The organism is Serratia sp. CoH_122_TC_1, from assembly GCF_058191755.1.
On sequence record NZ_JBXWLA010000007.1, the window covers coordinates 196,096 to 213,546 of the forward strand.

Sequence of the window (17,451 nt, forward strand, 5' to 3'; positions counted from 1 at the left end):
TGCAGAAGCCTTGAGGTTTGACGAGGAAATATTGCGCCAGCATCCACTGGCGCAATAGGGTAAAACTAGTTTTTTGGCAGTTGAATGCGCACGACGCTTTCTGGTTTGCCGGCCTTGGTACTGGCACCGTCATTTTTCACGCTCACAAACAACACGTTGTTGCGGGTATCGAGCGCCAGGCTGTTCGGATGCGGTGGCAATTCTACCGTCTGCAGCCGCTTAAGAGTCTTGGAATCAAACACCGTCAACGTACCTACCCCGTGCTCGACGCGTACCCCTTTGCGGTTGGTGACATATACCCGTTGATTGTTCTCATCCAGCAGCAGACCAATCGGCACCTCATCGGTCAGTTCGCTGGCCAAGACCTTGCCGCTGTCCGCGTCCAACGCAAAGACCCGGTGCCCGCTACTGCGCTTCACGTAGTCGTGCCCCAGATGCGTATTACGGTAATTGTCGCGATCGATCCCCTGATCCACACCCAGCAGACGGTTGTTCTTACCGTCATACACCAGGTTCAGCAATTGATCCGCCTGGATCTCTTTGGTGGACGTGATTGCCAGCGTATCGGCATTCAGCGTGATCAACTGCCCCTGCATATTGGAGACAAAGACGCGCCGCCCTTTCTCATCAAGCGTGATGCCTACCGCGTTATAGCCAAAACCGGGGATCATTTTCTCCAGTTTTTTGTTGCGGGTATCCACCACAAACAGCACGCTGTCCACCCCGAAGCCCAGTCCCGGTAAGAAAAGACGGCCAGTCTGCGCGTCGTACTTCATTTCACGGATACGGTACTGGTAGTCTTCCGTGATCTTGAAACGCTTAAGCTCCTCAAGTAAGAATTCCAGCCGTTTACCGCTGATGCCTGCGTCTTTATACGTCTTCTCAAGCATCGACTTTTCGGTCACCAGGATACTGCCCACCGCACGATTGGTGGTGGTATCCACCACACCGACCGAGCCGTTAAACCCCTGGGTCAGATACAACCGGTGACCGGCATCATCCAGCGCCACGCCGAAGCCTTTCACCTGCAAAGGGATCTCCGCCTGCACCGCCAGCGTGGTCGGATCTAAACGCAACACGCGGGATTTTGCCTCTTCTTTCCAGTCTGGTGCACTGACAAACAGCGACTGCTGGCTCGGGCTATAAGCCATCTCCACCAGCGCCGACGACAACGGCTGGCGCTTGATATCCTCAGGTTTGATCCCTGTGTCACGGGCCTGTGCCGCACCGGCCACCACCAACGACGTTGCGATCAACAGCGACAGTAAAGCGCGAGGTGTTCCTATTGTTCCAGACATCCATTTATCTCCATGAAAGTAATAAAGTCAGTTAGGGTGAACAACGTCATTGCTGCGGTGCCGGTGGCAGGTCCGCAAGCGGCATGTTCCCACCGTCCTGCTGGGAAAAATGCGCGAACACGTGCTGAATGGTCCCGGCGATCAGTCCCGCCTGTTGCGCGGTGTAGTGATCGGTCCGATAGGTCATCATCACGCGCAGGGATTTCACGCCGTCGAGGTTCTCTTCCATCACTTCAAACTGCAAACCGAGCAGTGATTCGGTTTTCTCCGGCTCAATCTGGCGATACGCTACCGTGCTGCCGTCTTGCAGGGTGAATGCCCCATTGAGCTTGATGCGGCTGTGGATCTGGATGAACACTTCAAACATGTGATTCTTGCGATCGGCATGCGCGCCAAATAGCCCCTCTTCCACCAGGTCAATCGGAATATCGGTGTAGGGCATCGAGCCATTGATGGTGTTTTTGACCTGATCGATCAGGCCAGCCACCGTGAGTTGCTCGGCGAAGCGCACCCGGTGTACCACCACGGTAGTGAAGTAGCCAATGGTGTCGAAGTACTCAGCATCGTTGCGCCCGGAAGTCGAGGTGCCCACCAGCAGATCTGCCGGGCCACCGAGAAGACGCAAAGCCGAGGTGATACCGGCATAGACCACGTTGAACAGCGAGGCATTGTTCTTTCTGGCCTGTGCGTACAAGCCGTCTGCCACCGCCGGGTCGACGTCGAACTCCAACCATCCTCCGTTGACATCGGCCTCTGCCGGTACTGCTGGATGGTGGGAAGGCTCCTGTTGGAACAGCGGCTGCCCCACTGGCGCATCCCGCAGGTTATCGAGCCAGTAATCCAGGTGTTGCTGTGCGACGCCGCCCGCCTGCTGCTGCCGGGCAAAGGCATAAAACTGCGGCACGTCGTTCGTCCACTGTGGCTTCTGCCCGGCAACGCGGTGGCGATAAGCGATACCCAGTTCGTCCATCATCAGGTTCAGCGACCATTCATCCAGCACGACATGGTGGAACAGCAACGACAACCATTGCTGGCCGGTGGCCGCGTCACGCAGGAAGGTGGCACGCAGCGGCAGCTCGATGGCGAGGTTGAAGCGGTGGTCGCCAGCATTGGCCAGCAATTCACTGCCGTTACCGGCCGGTGTTTCATGAGAGAAGCGGAACCAGGCATAGTCGAGCAATTCAGCTGCAGGCACCACTTGCTGGCATACCTCACCGTCACGCGTGATAAACAGCGAACGCAATACGCTGTGCCGTGTCATCACGTCGATAAATGCTTGGCGCAACGCCGTTTCGTCTACCGGGTCAAGGAAGCTGATGGCAAATGGCAGGTTGAAGATCTCGTCATGACCGAACGCCTCATACACTTTCCACAGGGAGTGCTGTGCCAGCGACAAGGGTGCCTGGACGGTGTCGCCCTGCTGTTGCATGACGCCTTCCTGGGCTGCCGGCGCTACAGCGGCCTGACGTTTGGCATAGACTGACAGCCCGCGGGCAGTGGCATGGCTGAACAGATCGTTAATATTGAGCTCTATGCGATGCAAGCTGAGCAAACGGCCGATCACTCGAGTAGCCACCAACGAATGCCCGCCGCGATCGAAGAAATCCTCATCAAGGGTCATCTCTGGCGCAACCAGGGCATCGCGGAACTCCGCCAAGATCAGTTGTGCAATAGCGTCGTTTTCTTGCCCATCATTTACGGGCAAAGCGTGCTCAACCACGGCTAACGGCGGCTCAATGGCAGGAAGCCGCGCCGTCGTGATCGTCCGCCCCGCAAGGAAAGCGACAAACTGTTCCAACAGGAACGGGGCCGCGTGCGGAGTTAAACGAGGATCCGCGCTCAGCTCAAGCACCACCGAATCCGGATCGGGCAGGCTCAGCGCCAGCACCAATTCAAAAGGCGTATGCAGAGGCGGCAACAGCAGACGTTCAGCATTGACGCCGTCAAGTTGCAGAGCCACTGACGGGTCCGCCAACCAGGTCACCAACAGTTGAGCCAACTGCGGATTAGGGGCCTCCGGCGTGTGCTGCGCCAGCAGTCGGCTTTCCAATTCGGGATCGGCAGACTGTAGCGTCAGGCGTTTCAACCGGGCAGCGCTCATCCACGCGTCCACGCCGTTTGCCTGTTGTGCATCGTCCTGTGGTACACAGAGTTGTACCGGTAATCCGCCGGACTGGGCTGAGATAAAGCAGCCAAAACGCGTCGCGATCGCCGCCAACAACGTTGCCGGGTTATCAGCAACAGGCAGGATTTTACGCGCAACACGGGCCGCTATACGTACCCCGGCCTGTGCCAGAACGTCATCCTGCACAACCGACGTACGATAGTCCCGCAATGTCGCCGCCTGTCGCGCCCACGGCAGCACGAGATCGGTCACTTCCGGCAGTGGCGCAACCGGTGGCATCCCCTCAAAACCTTGCGCAGGGTCATTCCCGTTATACAGTGCCGATAACGTCTTCAATAACTGTCGGCATGACAACGTTTCCGCCAAAATATCGTGCGCCACAACGCCCAATACCACGCCGCTACCGGTGAAAACCCAAAAGCGTACCGGCGCTTCACGTGCCAATTCGAGAGGGGTGGCCTGTGCCTGCAGCAAACGGCTAACCGCCTGTTGCTCATTCGCCACAGACTGAATGTTTACCGGGTTGAGCGCCGTATTACCGCGCAGCTTGCGTAAGCCTTGCTCGTCATCAAAGTCATAGCGAACATCCAGTTCCGGCATCAATCGGCTCAGGGCTTCCAGCGCACTGACCAATCTGCCGATATCCGGTTCACCACCTAACCGCCAGGCCATTGCCTGCTGGCTCCCACCATCACCCCGCTGCTGGTGCATGAACCATGCCAGCTCTTCCGCTTCGCTCAGCGACTGAACGGCATCTGCCGCACGCTCGCCCAGTGCCTCGAACGCCAGATCCAGACGCTGGGCCTCATCATCGCTGAGAATATTGTCAAAATAACCGCTCACTGCTCTATCTCCTTGCGCCCGGTCAGCCCGGAACATCGGGGAAACGCTGGTCATTAAAAGGGGCGTTTATACGCCCCTTGCGCAGACTGGCTGTTACCGCATCAGAATGTCAGTTCAAGTGCCGCACCCACCATGCGTGGACGCTGCTGGGTTGCCGTATACACGTCATTGCCACTGACCATCACACGACGCTCTGAATCAAACAGGTTCTGTGCATACAGGGTGGCGCGACCATAGGCGAAGGTGTACGCCAGTTGGGTATTTGCCGACCAGTAAGAACCGATATGTCCGCGAGAGTCATTGTCATACTGCGAGTAGTAGGAATCAGAGAATGCGACGTTGCCGCTCAGTTCCAACCCGGCCATCAATTGGTACTTGGCGCCCATATTGGCGGTATAGGCTGGCGCACGCGCCAGTTCGTGCCCATCTACACCGCTGCCCGAGAACTTCTTGATCTTGGTTTTCAGCAGGCCAACGTTGGTAAACAGTTCGAAGTCCCAGCGCGGTTGCCAGGTCGCCCCCATTTCTGCCCCGTAGGTTTCCACCTTGTCGGCGTTGCGGATCACCGATGAGTTCGGCCCCAGGGAATACGGCAGTTGCATGTCCTTGTAGTCGTTGTAGAAGATGTTGCTGGTCAGAATGACATTGGCGTCTTTCAGGTGGTGACGGGTGTACAGCTCATAGTTCCAGACATATTCAGAACCATAGGTGTAGTTGACCACCGGCGTGCCGATGGTGATGCCCGCGCCACCGGCGTTATAGCCACGCGCTACCTTGGCGCCGTAGGTCTGGGTATCTGTCGGCTTCCAGGCCAGATCGAGCTTCGGCAGGAACACGTCATAGGTTTCGTCGAAGTCGATACGCACGGCCTTGCTGCCGCCGGTACGCTGACGGTGCTCACGCTCCAGACGGCTGGCGGCTGTCAGGTCTACCTCAGGTGTAATGGCGTAGGTCAGTTCGGCAAAGGCGGAATGGGTGTCGGTTTTATCCTTGAAGGTGGAACCACCGAAAATATTGACGAACTCATCCTGCTTAGCGTGGAAATAACGCAGCCCCGCCAACCCATGCAAACGGCTGCCCGGCCCACCAAAGCGCGCCACCGGCTCCACGTGCACCTCTTTGCCGCCGATATCAGCGTATGGCAAGGCATAAGCGGTAGGACGGTTGATGTTAAAATCAGTGTAGATCACCCGGTTTTCGAGCGTCAGGCTGTCGGATTGCTCCCAGGCCAGATCCCAAACGCCGCTGTTGGTGTTGCTTTTAAACACCGCGCGGCGCGGATCGTGACGCAGGCTGGTCGGGTGCACCAGCGGATTGAGACTCTCGTTCTGTGGTGAGGTGCTGCCAAAATGGTTAAAGGTCAGCTTGGTGGTCAACTCGCGCATACCTGCCGGGTTGAACAACAGTTTGGCGCGAGCCGTCGTGGCTTCAACCTCGCGCGGATCGCCCACGGGTGCATAGGCGGGCAGGTCGACATCACTGCGGCGGCGCTGGCGATCGACGCTGACGCGGAACGCCAGTTGATCTTCCACCAGCGGGCCAGAGACCATGGCAGACAGCTGTGAAGAATGCTGATTACCCGCCCCACCTTTGAAGGCGCTTTCCCAGTCAAACGTCGGATCTTTACTGGCCATCACGATGGCGCCGGCAATGGCGTTACGCCCCTGAATATAGCTTTGCGGGCCAAGGAACACTTCGACGCGATCCAGATCCCACAGCGACTGCGGGCCGTATGCCTGCTCGTTATAGGTGAGAGAACGGCCATCCAGTGACAGGTTGAGGCGCGGACGGGTACCGCTGAGGAAGGCATTGGCGCCGGTGTTTGGACCAGAACCGTCGATACCACGCACGGTGGGGAGATCGTTACCGATGCCGACATCCATTACGTTGGCCGTCATGCGCAGCAAATCGGGGACCTGCAACGCATTGGGCATGGAAGATATCCGCTCGCTGTCGAAGACTTGCACGCTGGAGCCGGTATCAAAAATGCTGCGTTTAATTTTTTCACCGGTTACCAGCAGGCTCTCTGAGTCCTGCCAGTTGTCCTTACGTTTGCTGTCTGCGGCTTCCTGAACCTTTTCGTCCACTGCGGCGGCGTTAACGCTCCCTACAGATAAAGAACAAAGACCCAGAAAGAGTGAGGAAAATGCCCCAATGGCCTGTAAGCCTGCTTTTTCCTTGTTTCCTACGATTTTATGCCTTTGAGCCGCTGAATGCTTGCTCATAGATGTATTCTCCTTTCATCCCAGATGCACAAAAATTTACTTGTTTTCACATAGGTAACGACGCTGATTCTCACACTAACAATGGCATTACGGCCTTCCTGACCTTGCTATTGCATATCCCTGCCGCAGACGACCGCCCCACCCCAGACGCACAGCGGGCGAGAGCAGTTTTTTTGTCTGGAAACGTAAAGAAATGTTAATAATGATAATATTTTACATATTTTAATGCAAATCATTATCACTTAAGAAAATAACCGTGCAGATAAAAAGCCACAACGCACAGAAATAAAATCGAAGTTACCCGTAACGATACAAACCAATAATTTCATTTAAAATGAATGTAAAACATAACTATATTGAAATTAACAATTTCACCCGCCGAGCAAAAACCGGTATTAACCGTATTATTTACATGCGTTATTGAAACAAATAAAAATAGTAATAATTTTCATTCCCATTAACATTGACATATATTCTTACAGTCTCTCAATACTGATGGAAACCCGATGAAAGCGTTGACCACGATGCAGGCTGCCTACTGGGTTGGCAGGCAATCTGAAGCGCCGCTGGGGGGCGTATCTGCCCACCTGTATGCGGAATTTAACTGCAGTGACCTGGACGTCGAACGACTGAGACAGGCCGTTACCGCTCTTTACCTGCATCACCCCATGTTGCGCCTGCGCGTGACGGCGGATGGCCAGCAGACAATCGATGCCAGTGGCCCTCAACATCGCCTGCATCTGGACGATTTTAGCCACGCCGATGCTCCTGATGTTGCCAACCGGCTAGCCCATAAACGCCAAACGAAAAGCAGCCAAAAATTGCCGCTGGAACAGGGTGTCCCCTGCGATATCAGCCTTAGCCTGCTGCCCGGTGGTCACAGCAGACTGCATGTGGATCTGGACATGATTGCCGGTGATGCGATGGGTTTTCGTGTATTGATGGAGGATCTGGCGCGTTTTTATCATCAATGCCCAACAGCACCCGATGACAGCAGCATTCCCTATTTTGATTACCTGGACCGTCACCGTGCCGACACGGCGCTACAGGCACGCCGCGCCCGTGCCCAAGCCTGGTGGCGTGAACGTCTGACTCAGTTACCGCCCGCACCGCATCTGTTGCGCACGCCGGATCGCTGCCGTAGCGATCGGCTGGCGCTGCAACTGAGCGCAAGAGAAACCCAAGCGCTGGAAGAGGCCGCCAAGGCACATCACATCACGCTGTCATCACTGTTTCTGGCGCTGTTTGCCGTGACCGTCGGCCATGGCTGGAACCTGTCACGCTTCCGGTTGAATGTGCCGCTGTTCCACCGGGAAGCAGAAAACGTCGATAACATCATTGGCGATTTTTCTAATCTGGTGCTTCTCGGCATCACGCTGAATCCGACGGAAAACCTGTCAACGTTCAGCCGCCGCCTGATGGACCAACTGGCGGAACTGATCGCGAACGCCGACTACCCCGGCGTCAGCGTGATGCGCGACCTGTCGCGCCTGCAAGGCAGCATGCAACCTTCGCCTGTGGTGTTTACCGCCGGTTTTGGCATCCACGGCAAAGCGCTGTTTTCTGATGATGTCACCCGCACCTTTGGTCCGCTGGAATGGGTGATTTCCCAGGGCCCGCAGGTTGCGCTTGATGCCCAGGTCGCGCACGCCAACGGCGGCATTCTGATCAACTGGGATGTGCGTCAGGACGCTTTCCCGGATCGGCTGCTGCCGCAGTTGTTCGCTACCTACGGTGCCTTGTTAAAACGGGCCGCCAACCAGCCGGACAGTTTCAACCAGCCGTTGGCGCAGTGGCTGTCACAATGTTCCGCGCAGGCATTGAGCCGCCAGGCGCCGGTACGCCAACTGTTACACCGGCTGTTAGCGCGCGTCGCGCCGGACGCCCAGCTGGGTGATGACGACGACATCAACACCCTGCAGCTACCGCAGGATGGCCTGCTGGCCTTACTGGCCGTGCTTAACAAATATCTGTCGGTGGCGCTGACCCCAGAAGATGTGGCGGCCCACCCTACCCCAACGGCACTTGCCGCCCTGATCTGTGAACGGGCCCCCAATGCCGCTGAAGGTGTGCACATGCTGCTAAAGGTGCTGGCACCCAAAGCTTGATATCGGTTCCGGGTGCGTGGCCTCACGCGCCCTGTTTTCTTTTTCGTTGGTTAGCGACAATAGGGAAATACCATGGAGACACCATTAAGCACGCTGCAGCAGGCTTACCTGCTCGGGCGCAGCGAACAATGGCCGCTAGGCGGCGTGGCAATGCACGACTTTCGCGAATATCGCGGTCTGCAGTTGGACGTGGCGCGGTTGGAAAACCGACTGAGTGAACTGGTGCAGCACTATCCAGCGCTGCGCACCTGTATTGATCCTCACCGTTTCACCCAGCATGTACGACAGGAAGCTACGCTAAACTTGGATCGTCACGATCTGCGTGAGTGCGATCATGAGGTTGCACAACAACGGCTGGCAGCCCTGCGCGATCAATACTCGCACCAGCGGCACGATCCTACGCAGCCTTTGTGGCGTATCGCCGTCATTCAATTGCCGGAGATGCAGGACGCCCATCACGACAGCGTGGTTTTCACCAGCTTCGACGCGCTGATCCTCGACGGCCAGGGCATTTCCACCGTGATTGCCCGGTTATTTGACGACACCCCGCTGCGGCCCGTCGCCCCCCCGGTGCCACCCGCCGCCGCCAGCGCAGAACAGCGCCAGACGGATGCGGCCTATTGGCAGGCCAAGTTGCAGAACGTCACCACGCCGTCTGCGCTACCCTGGCGTACTCCGCTGGCTAATATCAAGTCTTCACGCTACCGCCGCGCCACGTTGACGCTGCCACGCGAAACGTTAAAACAGTTCTCACGCCTGGGCTCTGCCCACGCATTGCTGCGCAACAGCAGCCTGTCGGCACTGATCCTCGATACGCTGGCGCAGTGGACCACCGACGGCGAGTTGTGCGTCGGCGTCCCCGTCGCCTTTCCCGCTGCGGACGGCGCACTCAGCAACGCCTCCACCTTCGTGGCAGTACGCTATGCGCGTCAGGGTGGCACCTTTGTCAGCCGCGCGCAGGCATTGCAAGACGACGTATTAGGTGCGCTCGATCACCTGACATTTTCCGGTGTTGATTTGGCGCGACAGTTGCTGAACCACAGCCAGGGATCGCCTGCGCTGCCGGTGATCCTCACCAATTGCTTAGGTTGGGAGACGCTGCCAGCCAATGCCCCCGTGCGCTACCATGACGGCGTGACGCAGACACCGCAGGTGGCGATCGATATTCGGCTGACGCAGGACGCCGACAAGAATTTGCTGCTGTGCGTCGACTATGCCGAACAGGCACTGGACGGTGAGCAGGTACAGGCGATGCTGAGTGCGCTGCAACGCCGGATAACGTTAATGTGCCGGGACGGCGATTTGGAGATCGCTCCAGCGCAATTTATCGATTATCAGCACTATCGCCATAACCACAGCGAGACGGCATTTACCGCCTATCCATACCTGGCGCAGTTAGCTGACCGGCTGTTTAACGATCCACAGCCGCGACCGGCCTTGATCTGCGATCAACAGAGCCTGACATACCCAGAACTTGGCCGGCAAGTCGGCAGCGTAATGACCAATCTGCAACGGCGTGGCCTGAAACCTGGCAGCGTGCTGGCCTTGTATCTGGCACGCAGCCCAGAGCATGTGACGATCTCCCTCGCCTGTGCACTGCTGGGTATTATTTGGGTGCCGATCGACATCAACTCCCCCCCCGAGCGCACCGCTTATCTGCTGAGCAACTGTCGGCCGGATCTGGTAGTACACCAGGGTGAGCTGGAAACGGAGCACGGGGTAACGCCAGAAGAACTTTTGGCCCCCACGGCAGACGCAGCCAAGCTACCGGACAGCCAGACGCTGGCCGATCGCAGCGCCAGCACCGAGGCCAGTTATTACCTGTATACCTCCGGCACGACCGGCAAACCAAAATGCGTGGTGCTCAACAACCGCGCAACGGCCAACGTCATCGGCCAAACCCTGCAACGCTGGGCGGTTACCGCTGATGACGTGATGATCTCAGTCACGCCGCCGCACCACGATATGTCGATGTTTGATCTGTTCGGCTCGCTCAGCGCCGGGGCGACGCTGGTACTACCGGCACCGCATCAGGAAAAAGACGCCATCAGTTGGAACCAGTTGGTAGAGCGCCATCGCGTTAGCCTGTGGTGTTCGGTGCCCGCCATTTTGGAAATGCTGCTCACCTGCAAAACAGACGACAGCCTGCGCTCACTGCGCTTGGTGGCCCAAGGCGGTGATTACATCAAACCGGCAACGGTGCAGCTGTTACGTGGTTTGCGCCCCGACATCAGCCTGTTCTCACTCGGTGGCCCGACCGAAACCACCATCTGGAGCATCTGGCACCCGATTGCGGAACAGGATACCGGCACCGTGCCTTATGGCCAGCCGTTGCCGGCCAACCAATACTTTATCTGCCATGACGACGGCACCCATTGCCCGGCAGGGGTGGTTGGACGTATTCATACGGCGGGGGTTAATCTGGCATTGGGCTATCTGGAAGACGGCGCTCTAAAACAACATGACTTTGTCACCCTGGACGGCCCCGACGGGCAACCGCTGCGAGCCTTCCGCACCGGCGATCAGGGTTACTATCGTGCAGACGGCAATATTCTGTTCGCCAGCCGGGTAAACGGTTATGTGAAAATCCGTGGCGTGCGCGTCTCATTACCGGAGATTGAAGACGTGCTGCGCGGGCATGAGGCCATTCTCGATATCGTGGTCGTGGATTACCCAGGCGGCGACAATGCCGAAGCCACGCTGGGGGCGATGTACCTTACCCATGACGGCAAACCGCTGTCGCTAGCGGCCATCCGCGCCTTTTCCACCGGCTATCTGCCTTGCACCCATATTCCAACGCGCTTTATCCACGCCGAAACGCTGCCGCTTTCCGGCAACGGTAAAACGGACCGTCACCGCATCCGGGCGGCGTTCAGCGCTGAGCGTGCAGCTCCGGGGCTAAACGCCTGCGCGGCGCCGTTGCCACATGCACCCGCGGCAAACAGCGGCAAGATTTTGGCTATCTATTTGCAGGCCATCGGTGCAACGCCGCGCCCTGAGTGGGGGGAAGAAACGGCCTTTATCAGCATGGGGCTGAAGCTGCCACATATCCGGCAAGTGGCTACCCAGCTCAATGATGCCTTTGGCACCCGGCTCCCCCCCACGCTGCTCATTCCTTGTAAAAATGCGCGGGAGGTCGCAGCGCTGCTGGCGCGTTAACACTGTTTAAACGTCGTGGCGCAGCATGCTGCGCCCGCTCACAAAGGCAAATCGGGTCGAACGTGTTCGACCCCTACCGGTTGCGCTATTACGCCGGGTTATTCCCCCTCAGGCGGGCACCGCCATCAGTTCACCCACCGCGGTCTCCAACGCTTCTTCCCGCAATGCTCGCAGTAAAAAATCCTGCAGGGCGTTACCGTAGTCAGCAACCCCAATGCCAGGGAACTGCTGCACGTAGATATCAATATCCAGATGTAAATCGTCGGCATCGGTGCGCCCGCGGAAGGTCAGATTAGCGCCGTCACCCGAGCCACCCGCCAATACCTTGCGTGTGCTGTTGCACCCGCTGAAACCCGCAGGATCAAACGGCTGAACGTTGATAAACGGGGAAATAAACAGACGCGAAGCCGGCGTCACGCCACGATCGGCGGCGATCTGCCGCAGGCGATAACCGGCGTGGCTGCGTAGCTCACGCAAGGTCTGCGCCAGGTTGGAAAGAAAATGCCCGAGAGTCTCTTCCACGCGCAGCGACACCAAAAACGGCAGTGTATTGACCGCCAGTGCTGGTGTACTGGTCGCCTTGCTACTACGACGGTTCATTACCGGCATCCACATGGTGCGCGTATCGCCCTTATCGTGCGGTAGCGGCGGTAAGGTAAAGAACAGCCAGGCGGCGGACAGTGCCAGCAGCAAATCGGGCCAGCCGATGCCGCTACGTTCCGATAACCCACGCAGCCGCTGTGAGATCTCGCCCGGCAGCGCCGTGCTGGTGCTCAGACATTTCACGCCATATTCCCTGCCGCCTTTGCGTACCGTGGGTAACGTCTGTGACGGCGGTAAATAACGCTGCCAAAAAAGACGATCCTTAGTGCAGCGTTCAGACGTGGCATAGGCCAGCTCATGACGTTGGAAGGTGTCGAACGCCCCCAATGCTTGCCCTGCCGCACCCTTGCCAAGGAAGTGTGCATACAGCGCGGCGCAGCGGTGTTCGATCAGCGCCATGCCGAATCCATCGATGACGATATGGTGCGCACGAACGAACCAGATAAAGCGCGACGGCCCCAGTTTGATTAACCACATTGCCGCCAGCGGCCGATTGCACAGATCCATCGGTTGCCCAATATCCGCCTGGATCAAGCGCATCGCGGATAGGTAGGGATCGGGTTGCTCTTGCAGGTCGATACAATTCAACGCCGGTGCCCAGGAAGGATCATAACGCTGCTGCGGCGGACGGTTGCCAATACCCGCATTAAAGCGCAGTGCGAATGCCTGCGTTTCGGCAAGCGTGAGGGTAATCGCCCGGCACAGCGCTATCTCGTCTACCGCTCCGCGTAACTCAGTGGCGTGGGCGACGGTGGAAAACGGCTGCCCGGGATGCAAAGTAAACTCTTCCCAGAAGTCTAACTGAGCCGGTGTCAGCGGCAGCCATTCTGTAGCCAAAACAGTTTCCGACATGTTACCTACCTTTGATAAGCCATAAACAAATGTTGAAACAACGGAAGCCAAAACCCCGCCGCCGCAGATTGCGTCTAATAACGGCCAATACGGGGTAAATACCGGATACGGCCTGCCGCCCTATACACAGGCTGCCTGGCGTGATCCTTTTTATTGTGGTTTGCGTGCTTGCCCCCCTGGCGCACGTAAAACGGGACGGCGCATCCGCCTTTTGCAAGGCCATGACAACGCACAGAAGATGTTTCGGTTCGGTTACAAATGAAAATGATAATAACACTTATTATCATTTTCATGAATATAGAACAACCTGTTCATACTGTAAATTTGCCTGACGGGGAAGGCTCTATACCGAAAAGCGCTGTTGAGGATGCTGTGACAAAAACAACAATCGACAGCTAGCTCCCATATTCGCGATCAATCACTTATATTTAAATTGAGGGCTGCCTGAATGCCACAGCGGCGGCAGTGTCCTCGATTAACCTGAGGGAGCCATCCATTTTATGCATTTTAAACAAAGCACTGTGGGTCTGTTATTGGCGGGAACCGGTTTGTTGGCGGCGGGCAGCGCACTGGCCGCCACGGATACTCTGGTCTATTGCACCGTGGCCTCACCGGAATCATTCAACCCGCAGCTTTCCAGCTCTGGGACCACCTTTATCGCGACGTCGCAGGTGTTGTACAACCGCCTGCTGACATTGCGTGAAAGCGATAAAACCCCGGCGCCCTCACTGGCGACCGAGTGGACCATCAGCCCGGATGGCAAAACCTACACCTTTACGCTGCGTAAAGGCGTGAAATTCAACAGCAACAAGTTCTTCACCCCCACGCGTGACTTCAACGCCGAGGACGTCGTGTTCACCGTGATGCGTCAAAAAGACCCCAATAATCCGTATCACAAGGTATCCGGCGGCAACTACGAGTACTTTACCGACACCGGGCTGGACACGTTGATCACCAAGGTAGAGGCAGTGGATAACGACCACGTGCGCTTTACGCTGAGCCAGCCTAACGCCGCGTTCCTGGCTGACTGGACAATGGATTTTGCGTCGATCCTTTCCGCCGAATATGCCGACGCCATGCTGAAAAAAGGCACGCCGGAAAATGTCGATAACTGGCCTATCGGCACCGGTCCGTTCGCACTGCAACAGTACAAACAGGACTCACTGATCCGCTACATCGCCAATCCCCATTACTGGCAGGGCGAAGTGGCCAGCAAGCACCTGATTTTTTCCATTACACCCAACCCTGAAACCCGGCTGGCCAAGCTGAAAACCAACGAGTGCCAGATCATCCCTGCTCCGCTGGCGGAGCAATTTGACGCCATCAAGAGCGACAAAAACCTGCAGTTGAACAGTATCGACGGCCTGAACGTCGGCTATCTGGCGTTCAATACCCAGAAGAAGCCGTTTGATAACGTGCTGGTGCGCCAGGCGCTGAGCTACGCGGTAGACAAAAAGGCGATTGTGGCTGCGGTATTTAAAGACAGCGGCACACCGGCCTATTCGATACTGCCGCCGGGCATGCTGGGCTATAACGACAAACTGCCTGAATACGCTTACAACCCGGAAAAAGCCCGTGAACTGCTGAAGCAGGCCGGTTTGGAGAAAGGGTTTGAGACCGACATCTGGTCGATGCCGGTGGCGCGACCTTACAACCCTAATTCACGGCGAATTGCCCAGATGATCCAAAACGACTGGGCGAAAGTGGGTGTGAAAGCCAAAATCGTCACCTGGGAGTGGGGCCAGTACCTGGCCGGGCTGCGCAAAGGGGAACAACAGAGCGCCCTGTACGGCTGGATGTCGGATAACGGCGACCCGGATAACTTCGCTACCCTGCTCAACTGCGCTGGCGTGCAAACCGGTGCCAACGCGGCCCGCTGGTGCGACAGCAGCTATGACAAACTGATCCAGCAGGCGATTCAGGTCAGCGTCCCTGCCGAACGCGCCAAGCTTTATCAGCAAGCGCAGGTGATTTTTGCCCAACAGGCTCCGCTGCTGCCACTGGCTAACGGCAAGGTGTTCTACGCCACCCGCAGCAACGTTAGCGGTTATGTGGTTGACGTTAACGGCAGTGACTTTGCCAAAGCCAAGGTCAACTGAGTGTGACTGCCGCGCCGGATGAAATTCGCATCCGGCGCTTTCCTCGCCTGTAACATTTCGTTACTCTCAGCAGCTAGACGATTTAACATCAAAAGGTAACCCGGTGCAGAACTCTTATATGCCAATGCAGATCCGCCTGCACTGGTTGGTGGCGATCCTGCTGGTCGTGACCTGCACAACGATTGAGCTGAGAGGTTTTACCCTGCCAGGCACCCCATTGTGGTACCTGCTGGTCGTGACCCACTTCAGTTGCGGCGTAACGGTCTTTGTCTTGATGATCGCCCGCCTGTTCCTGCGCTGGCGCCACACCAGCCCCGCTATTGCCCCTAAACCGGCAAAATGGCAAACCGGCGCGGCTCATTTGGTGCATAGCCTGATTTACCTCTTACTGCTGACACTGCCGGTTCTGGGTGTCTATTCCCGCTATCTGGGCGGTAAAGAGTGGTTTCTATTCGGTTTGCCAATGCCCTTTGCCGACGTTGCCGACCGCCCGCAGGCGCGGGCTATCATCGGCTGGCACAAGACGCTCGCCTCTTTTGGCTACTGGCTGATTGGGCTGCATGCCGCCGCTGCGCTGTTCCATCACTACATCGTGAAGGACAACGCGCTGGTGCGGATGCTGCCGTGGTTAAATAAGCGCTAACATCAAATGTTAATAAACCGCCCTGCGGCTGATAGACCCTTGGTTAAAGGGCTGTTTATTACAGAGCGCCTATTCCAGGCAAGAAAATAATCAAAGCAATAATGACCACATGCATACATATCAATTGAAATAATAAATAGCCTCATTAATTAGAGGAAGACCTGATTGCAGGCAAACAGGGCTGACAAATTTACCGTAGATAAATATAACCCTTTGTAAGAAAATGAGTTATATCAACCCACCAACTCAACCTTAAATTCAAGATAAAAAATTCTTATATGTCGAGTTGTATCTATTCCAGATTTTGACTAAGGTTATTCATACAACGAATATGCCAGCCAACTGGCCGACAACGTTAAAACAACATTCATTTTATACAGCTTAAAAACGCCAGTTAATTTTCGGGTTAACTCGTCATTTCTCATATCTATATGAGACGACAGAGTGCTGCCTATGACTTTATTAATTAGATCCCACCGACTACACACACAGGAAAGTTAATAGGGCTTTCCATTCATAAAAAGTCAGGAGAAAAGTAATGAAAGTAATGACTGGCATTATTCTACCGACAGTTGCCGCCATCACTATGGTTGGTATGGCACAGGCAGCAGACAGCAAACAACCGGTGACCGGCAAAGAGACGGTCACCCTGGAACACGTTCATGCCGTACAAGAAAATGGCAGCCCTGCACCCAAGCACGATGCCGCCTGTATGAAAGAGCTTTCGATGCCCACATCCAAGTATGTCGGCATGAAAGTCACCAGCGAATACACCGTTAACCCCAGCTCTATGATGATGTCCGCAAAATCTATGCTGCCGTCCCCAATGGCCACGCAGCCGATGGAATTGACGATTGATTTATCGGCACTGGGTCTGGAAGGGGTTTATGCGTTTGGTGCCTTTAAACCCAGCGCTTTACCGCAGGACTATGTTTATTTCACCATCGGCAAAGATTTTAAAAACCCCGTCAGCACCTTTATGATTATTAATAAAGGCAAAGAATATAACTGCGTTATTTCCAGCTCAAACAAAGCGATGAGCAAAGAAGAACGAAAGCATCTTATGGTTAAGAAATAGCGTGGGATATTGATGGGTAATAATGGGGGCGTGGGTGGTGTTTATTGTCCAGCTCCCATGCTAATAAGACGATAACGTCCGTGGGTACCGGCTTCGTTTATTCATCATAATTAATTCCTCTAGTTAACTGATTGCTTAACAATCCCTTTCTGGGATAATTGCAGATATTCTGCTTTGGGATATCACTCGCGAAAAACGCCATGATTTCAGTTTATTCAACCGAGTATCAATTAGTTATAAAAATACTTCGGGATGCTCGTATAGAAAAAGGTATCACTCAGGCTAAGTTGGCCGAGGCGCTGGGCCACCCGCAGTCCTTTATCCCCAAGCTCGCTTAAGGTACTTTGTCTGGCCAGCCTGAGGCCGCTAAGGCCGAATTCCCTTCAGGCAAAATATTTATTGAAATCGGTATTTACTC

Annotated in this window: 9 protein-coding genes and 1 pseudogene; 6 read left to right on the forward strand and 4 right to left on the reverse strand. The window is 55.9% G+C overall.

Annotation, left to right across the window (positions count from 1 at the left end; genetic code table 11):
• Positions 1-65: 65 nt before the first annotated feature.
• From AC2FC2_RS11270 to AC2FC2_RS11280, 3 genes are all read right to left on the reverse strand, one after another.
• The gene (locus AC2FC2_RS11270; RefSeq protein ID WP_209636722.1) at positions 66-1,298 is read right to left on the reverse strand and encodes a YncE family protein; all 1,233 of its coding nucleotides are present in this window, start codon (positions 1,296-1,298) and stop codon (positions 66-68) included.
• A 46-nt stretch (positions 1,299-1,344) separates the two neighbouring features.
• Positions 1,345-4,266: a condensation domain-containing protein gene (locus AC2FC2_RS11275; RefSeq protein WP_490659221.1), complete on the reverse strand. Its 2,922-nt coding sequence runs from the start codon at positions 4,264-4,266 to the stop codon at positions 1,345-1,347.
• 101 nt (positions 4,267-4,367) lie between these two features.
• Positions 4,368-6,491, reverse strand: coding sequence for a TonB-dependent receptor (locus tag AC2FC2_RS11280; RefSeq protein ID WP_209636727.1), 2,124 nt, complete (start codon positions 6,489-6,491; stop codon positions 4,368-4,370).
• 506 nt (positions 6,492-6,997) lie between these two features.
• Between AC2FC2_RS11280 and AC2FC2_RS11285 the strand changes: the two genes are divergently transcribed.
• On the forward strand, positions 6,998-8,599 hold the full coding sequence (locus AC2FC2_RS11285) for a condensation domain-containing protein (protein ID WP_490659222.1): 1,602 nt from the start codon (positions 6,998-7,000) through the stop codon (positions 8,597-8,599).
• 72 nt (positions 8,600-8,671) lie between these two features.
• Positions 8,672-11,758: an amino acid adenylation domain-containing protein gene (locus tag AC2FC2_RS11290; RefSeq protein ID WP_490659223.1), complete on the forward strand. Its 3,087-nt coding sequence runs from the start codon at positions 8,672-8,674 to the stop codon at positions 11,756-11,758.
• Between the two features lie 108 nt (positions 11,759-11,866).
• Here the strand turns inward: AC2FC2_RS11290 and AC2FC2_RS11295 are convergent, their stop codons facing one another.
• Complete coding sequence (locus tag AC2FC2_RS11295; protein ID WP_490308949.1) at positions 11,867-13,213, reverse strand: condensation domain-containing protein; 1,347 nt, start codon at positions 13,211-13,213, stop codon at positions 11,867-11,869.
• A gap of 500 nt (positions 13,214-13,713) precedes the next feature.
• Between AC2FC2_RS11295 and AC2FC2_RS11300 the strand changes: the two genes are divergently transcribed.
• The 4 genes and pseudogenes from AC2FC2_RS11300 to AC2FC2_RS11315 all read left to right on the forward strand — a co-directional run.
• Positions 13,714-15,312 (forward strand): ABC transporter substrate-binding protein, encoded by a 1,599-nt coding sequence (locus AC2FC2_RS11300; protein WP_265554731.1) that lies wholly within the window; start codon positions 13,714-13,716, stop codon positions 15,310-15,312.
• Between the two features lie 118 nt (positions 15,313-15,430).
• Positions 15,431-15,955, forward strand: a complete 525-nt coding sequence (cybB, locus tag AC2FC2_RS11305) for a cytochrome b561 (RefSeq protein ID WP_490659250.1) — start codon at positions 15,431-15,433, stop codon at positions 15,953-15,955.
• Between the two features lie 538 nt (positions 15,956-16,493).
• Entirely contained in the window at positions 16,494-17,033 is a 540-nt protein-coding gene (locus AC2FC2_RS11310; RefSeq protein ID WP_209636736.1) for a hypothetical protein, read from the forward strand.
• Positions 17,034-17,233: 200 nt separating this feature from the next.
• Positions 17,234-17,365: pseudogene (locus tag AC2FC2_RS11315) on the forward strand (helix-turn-helix domain-containing protein); the annotation flags it as partial.
• Positions 17,366-17,451 lie beyond the last annotated feature (86 nt).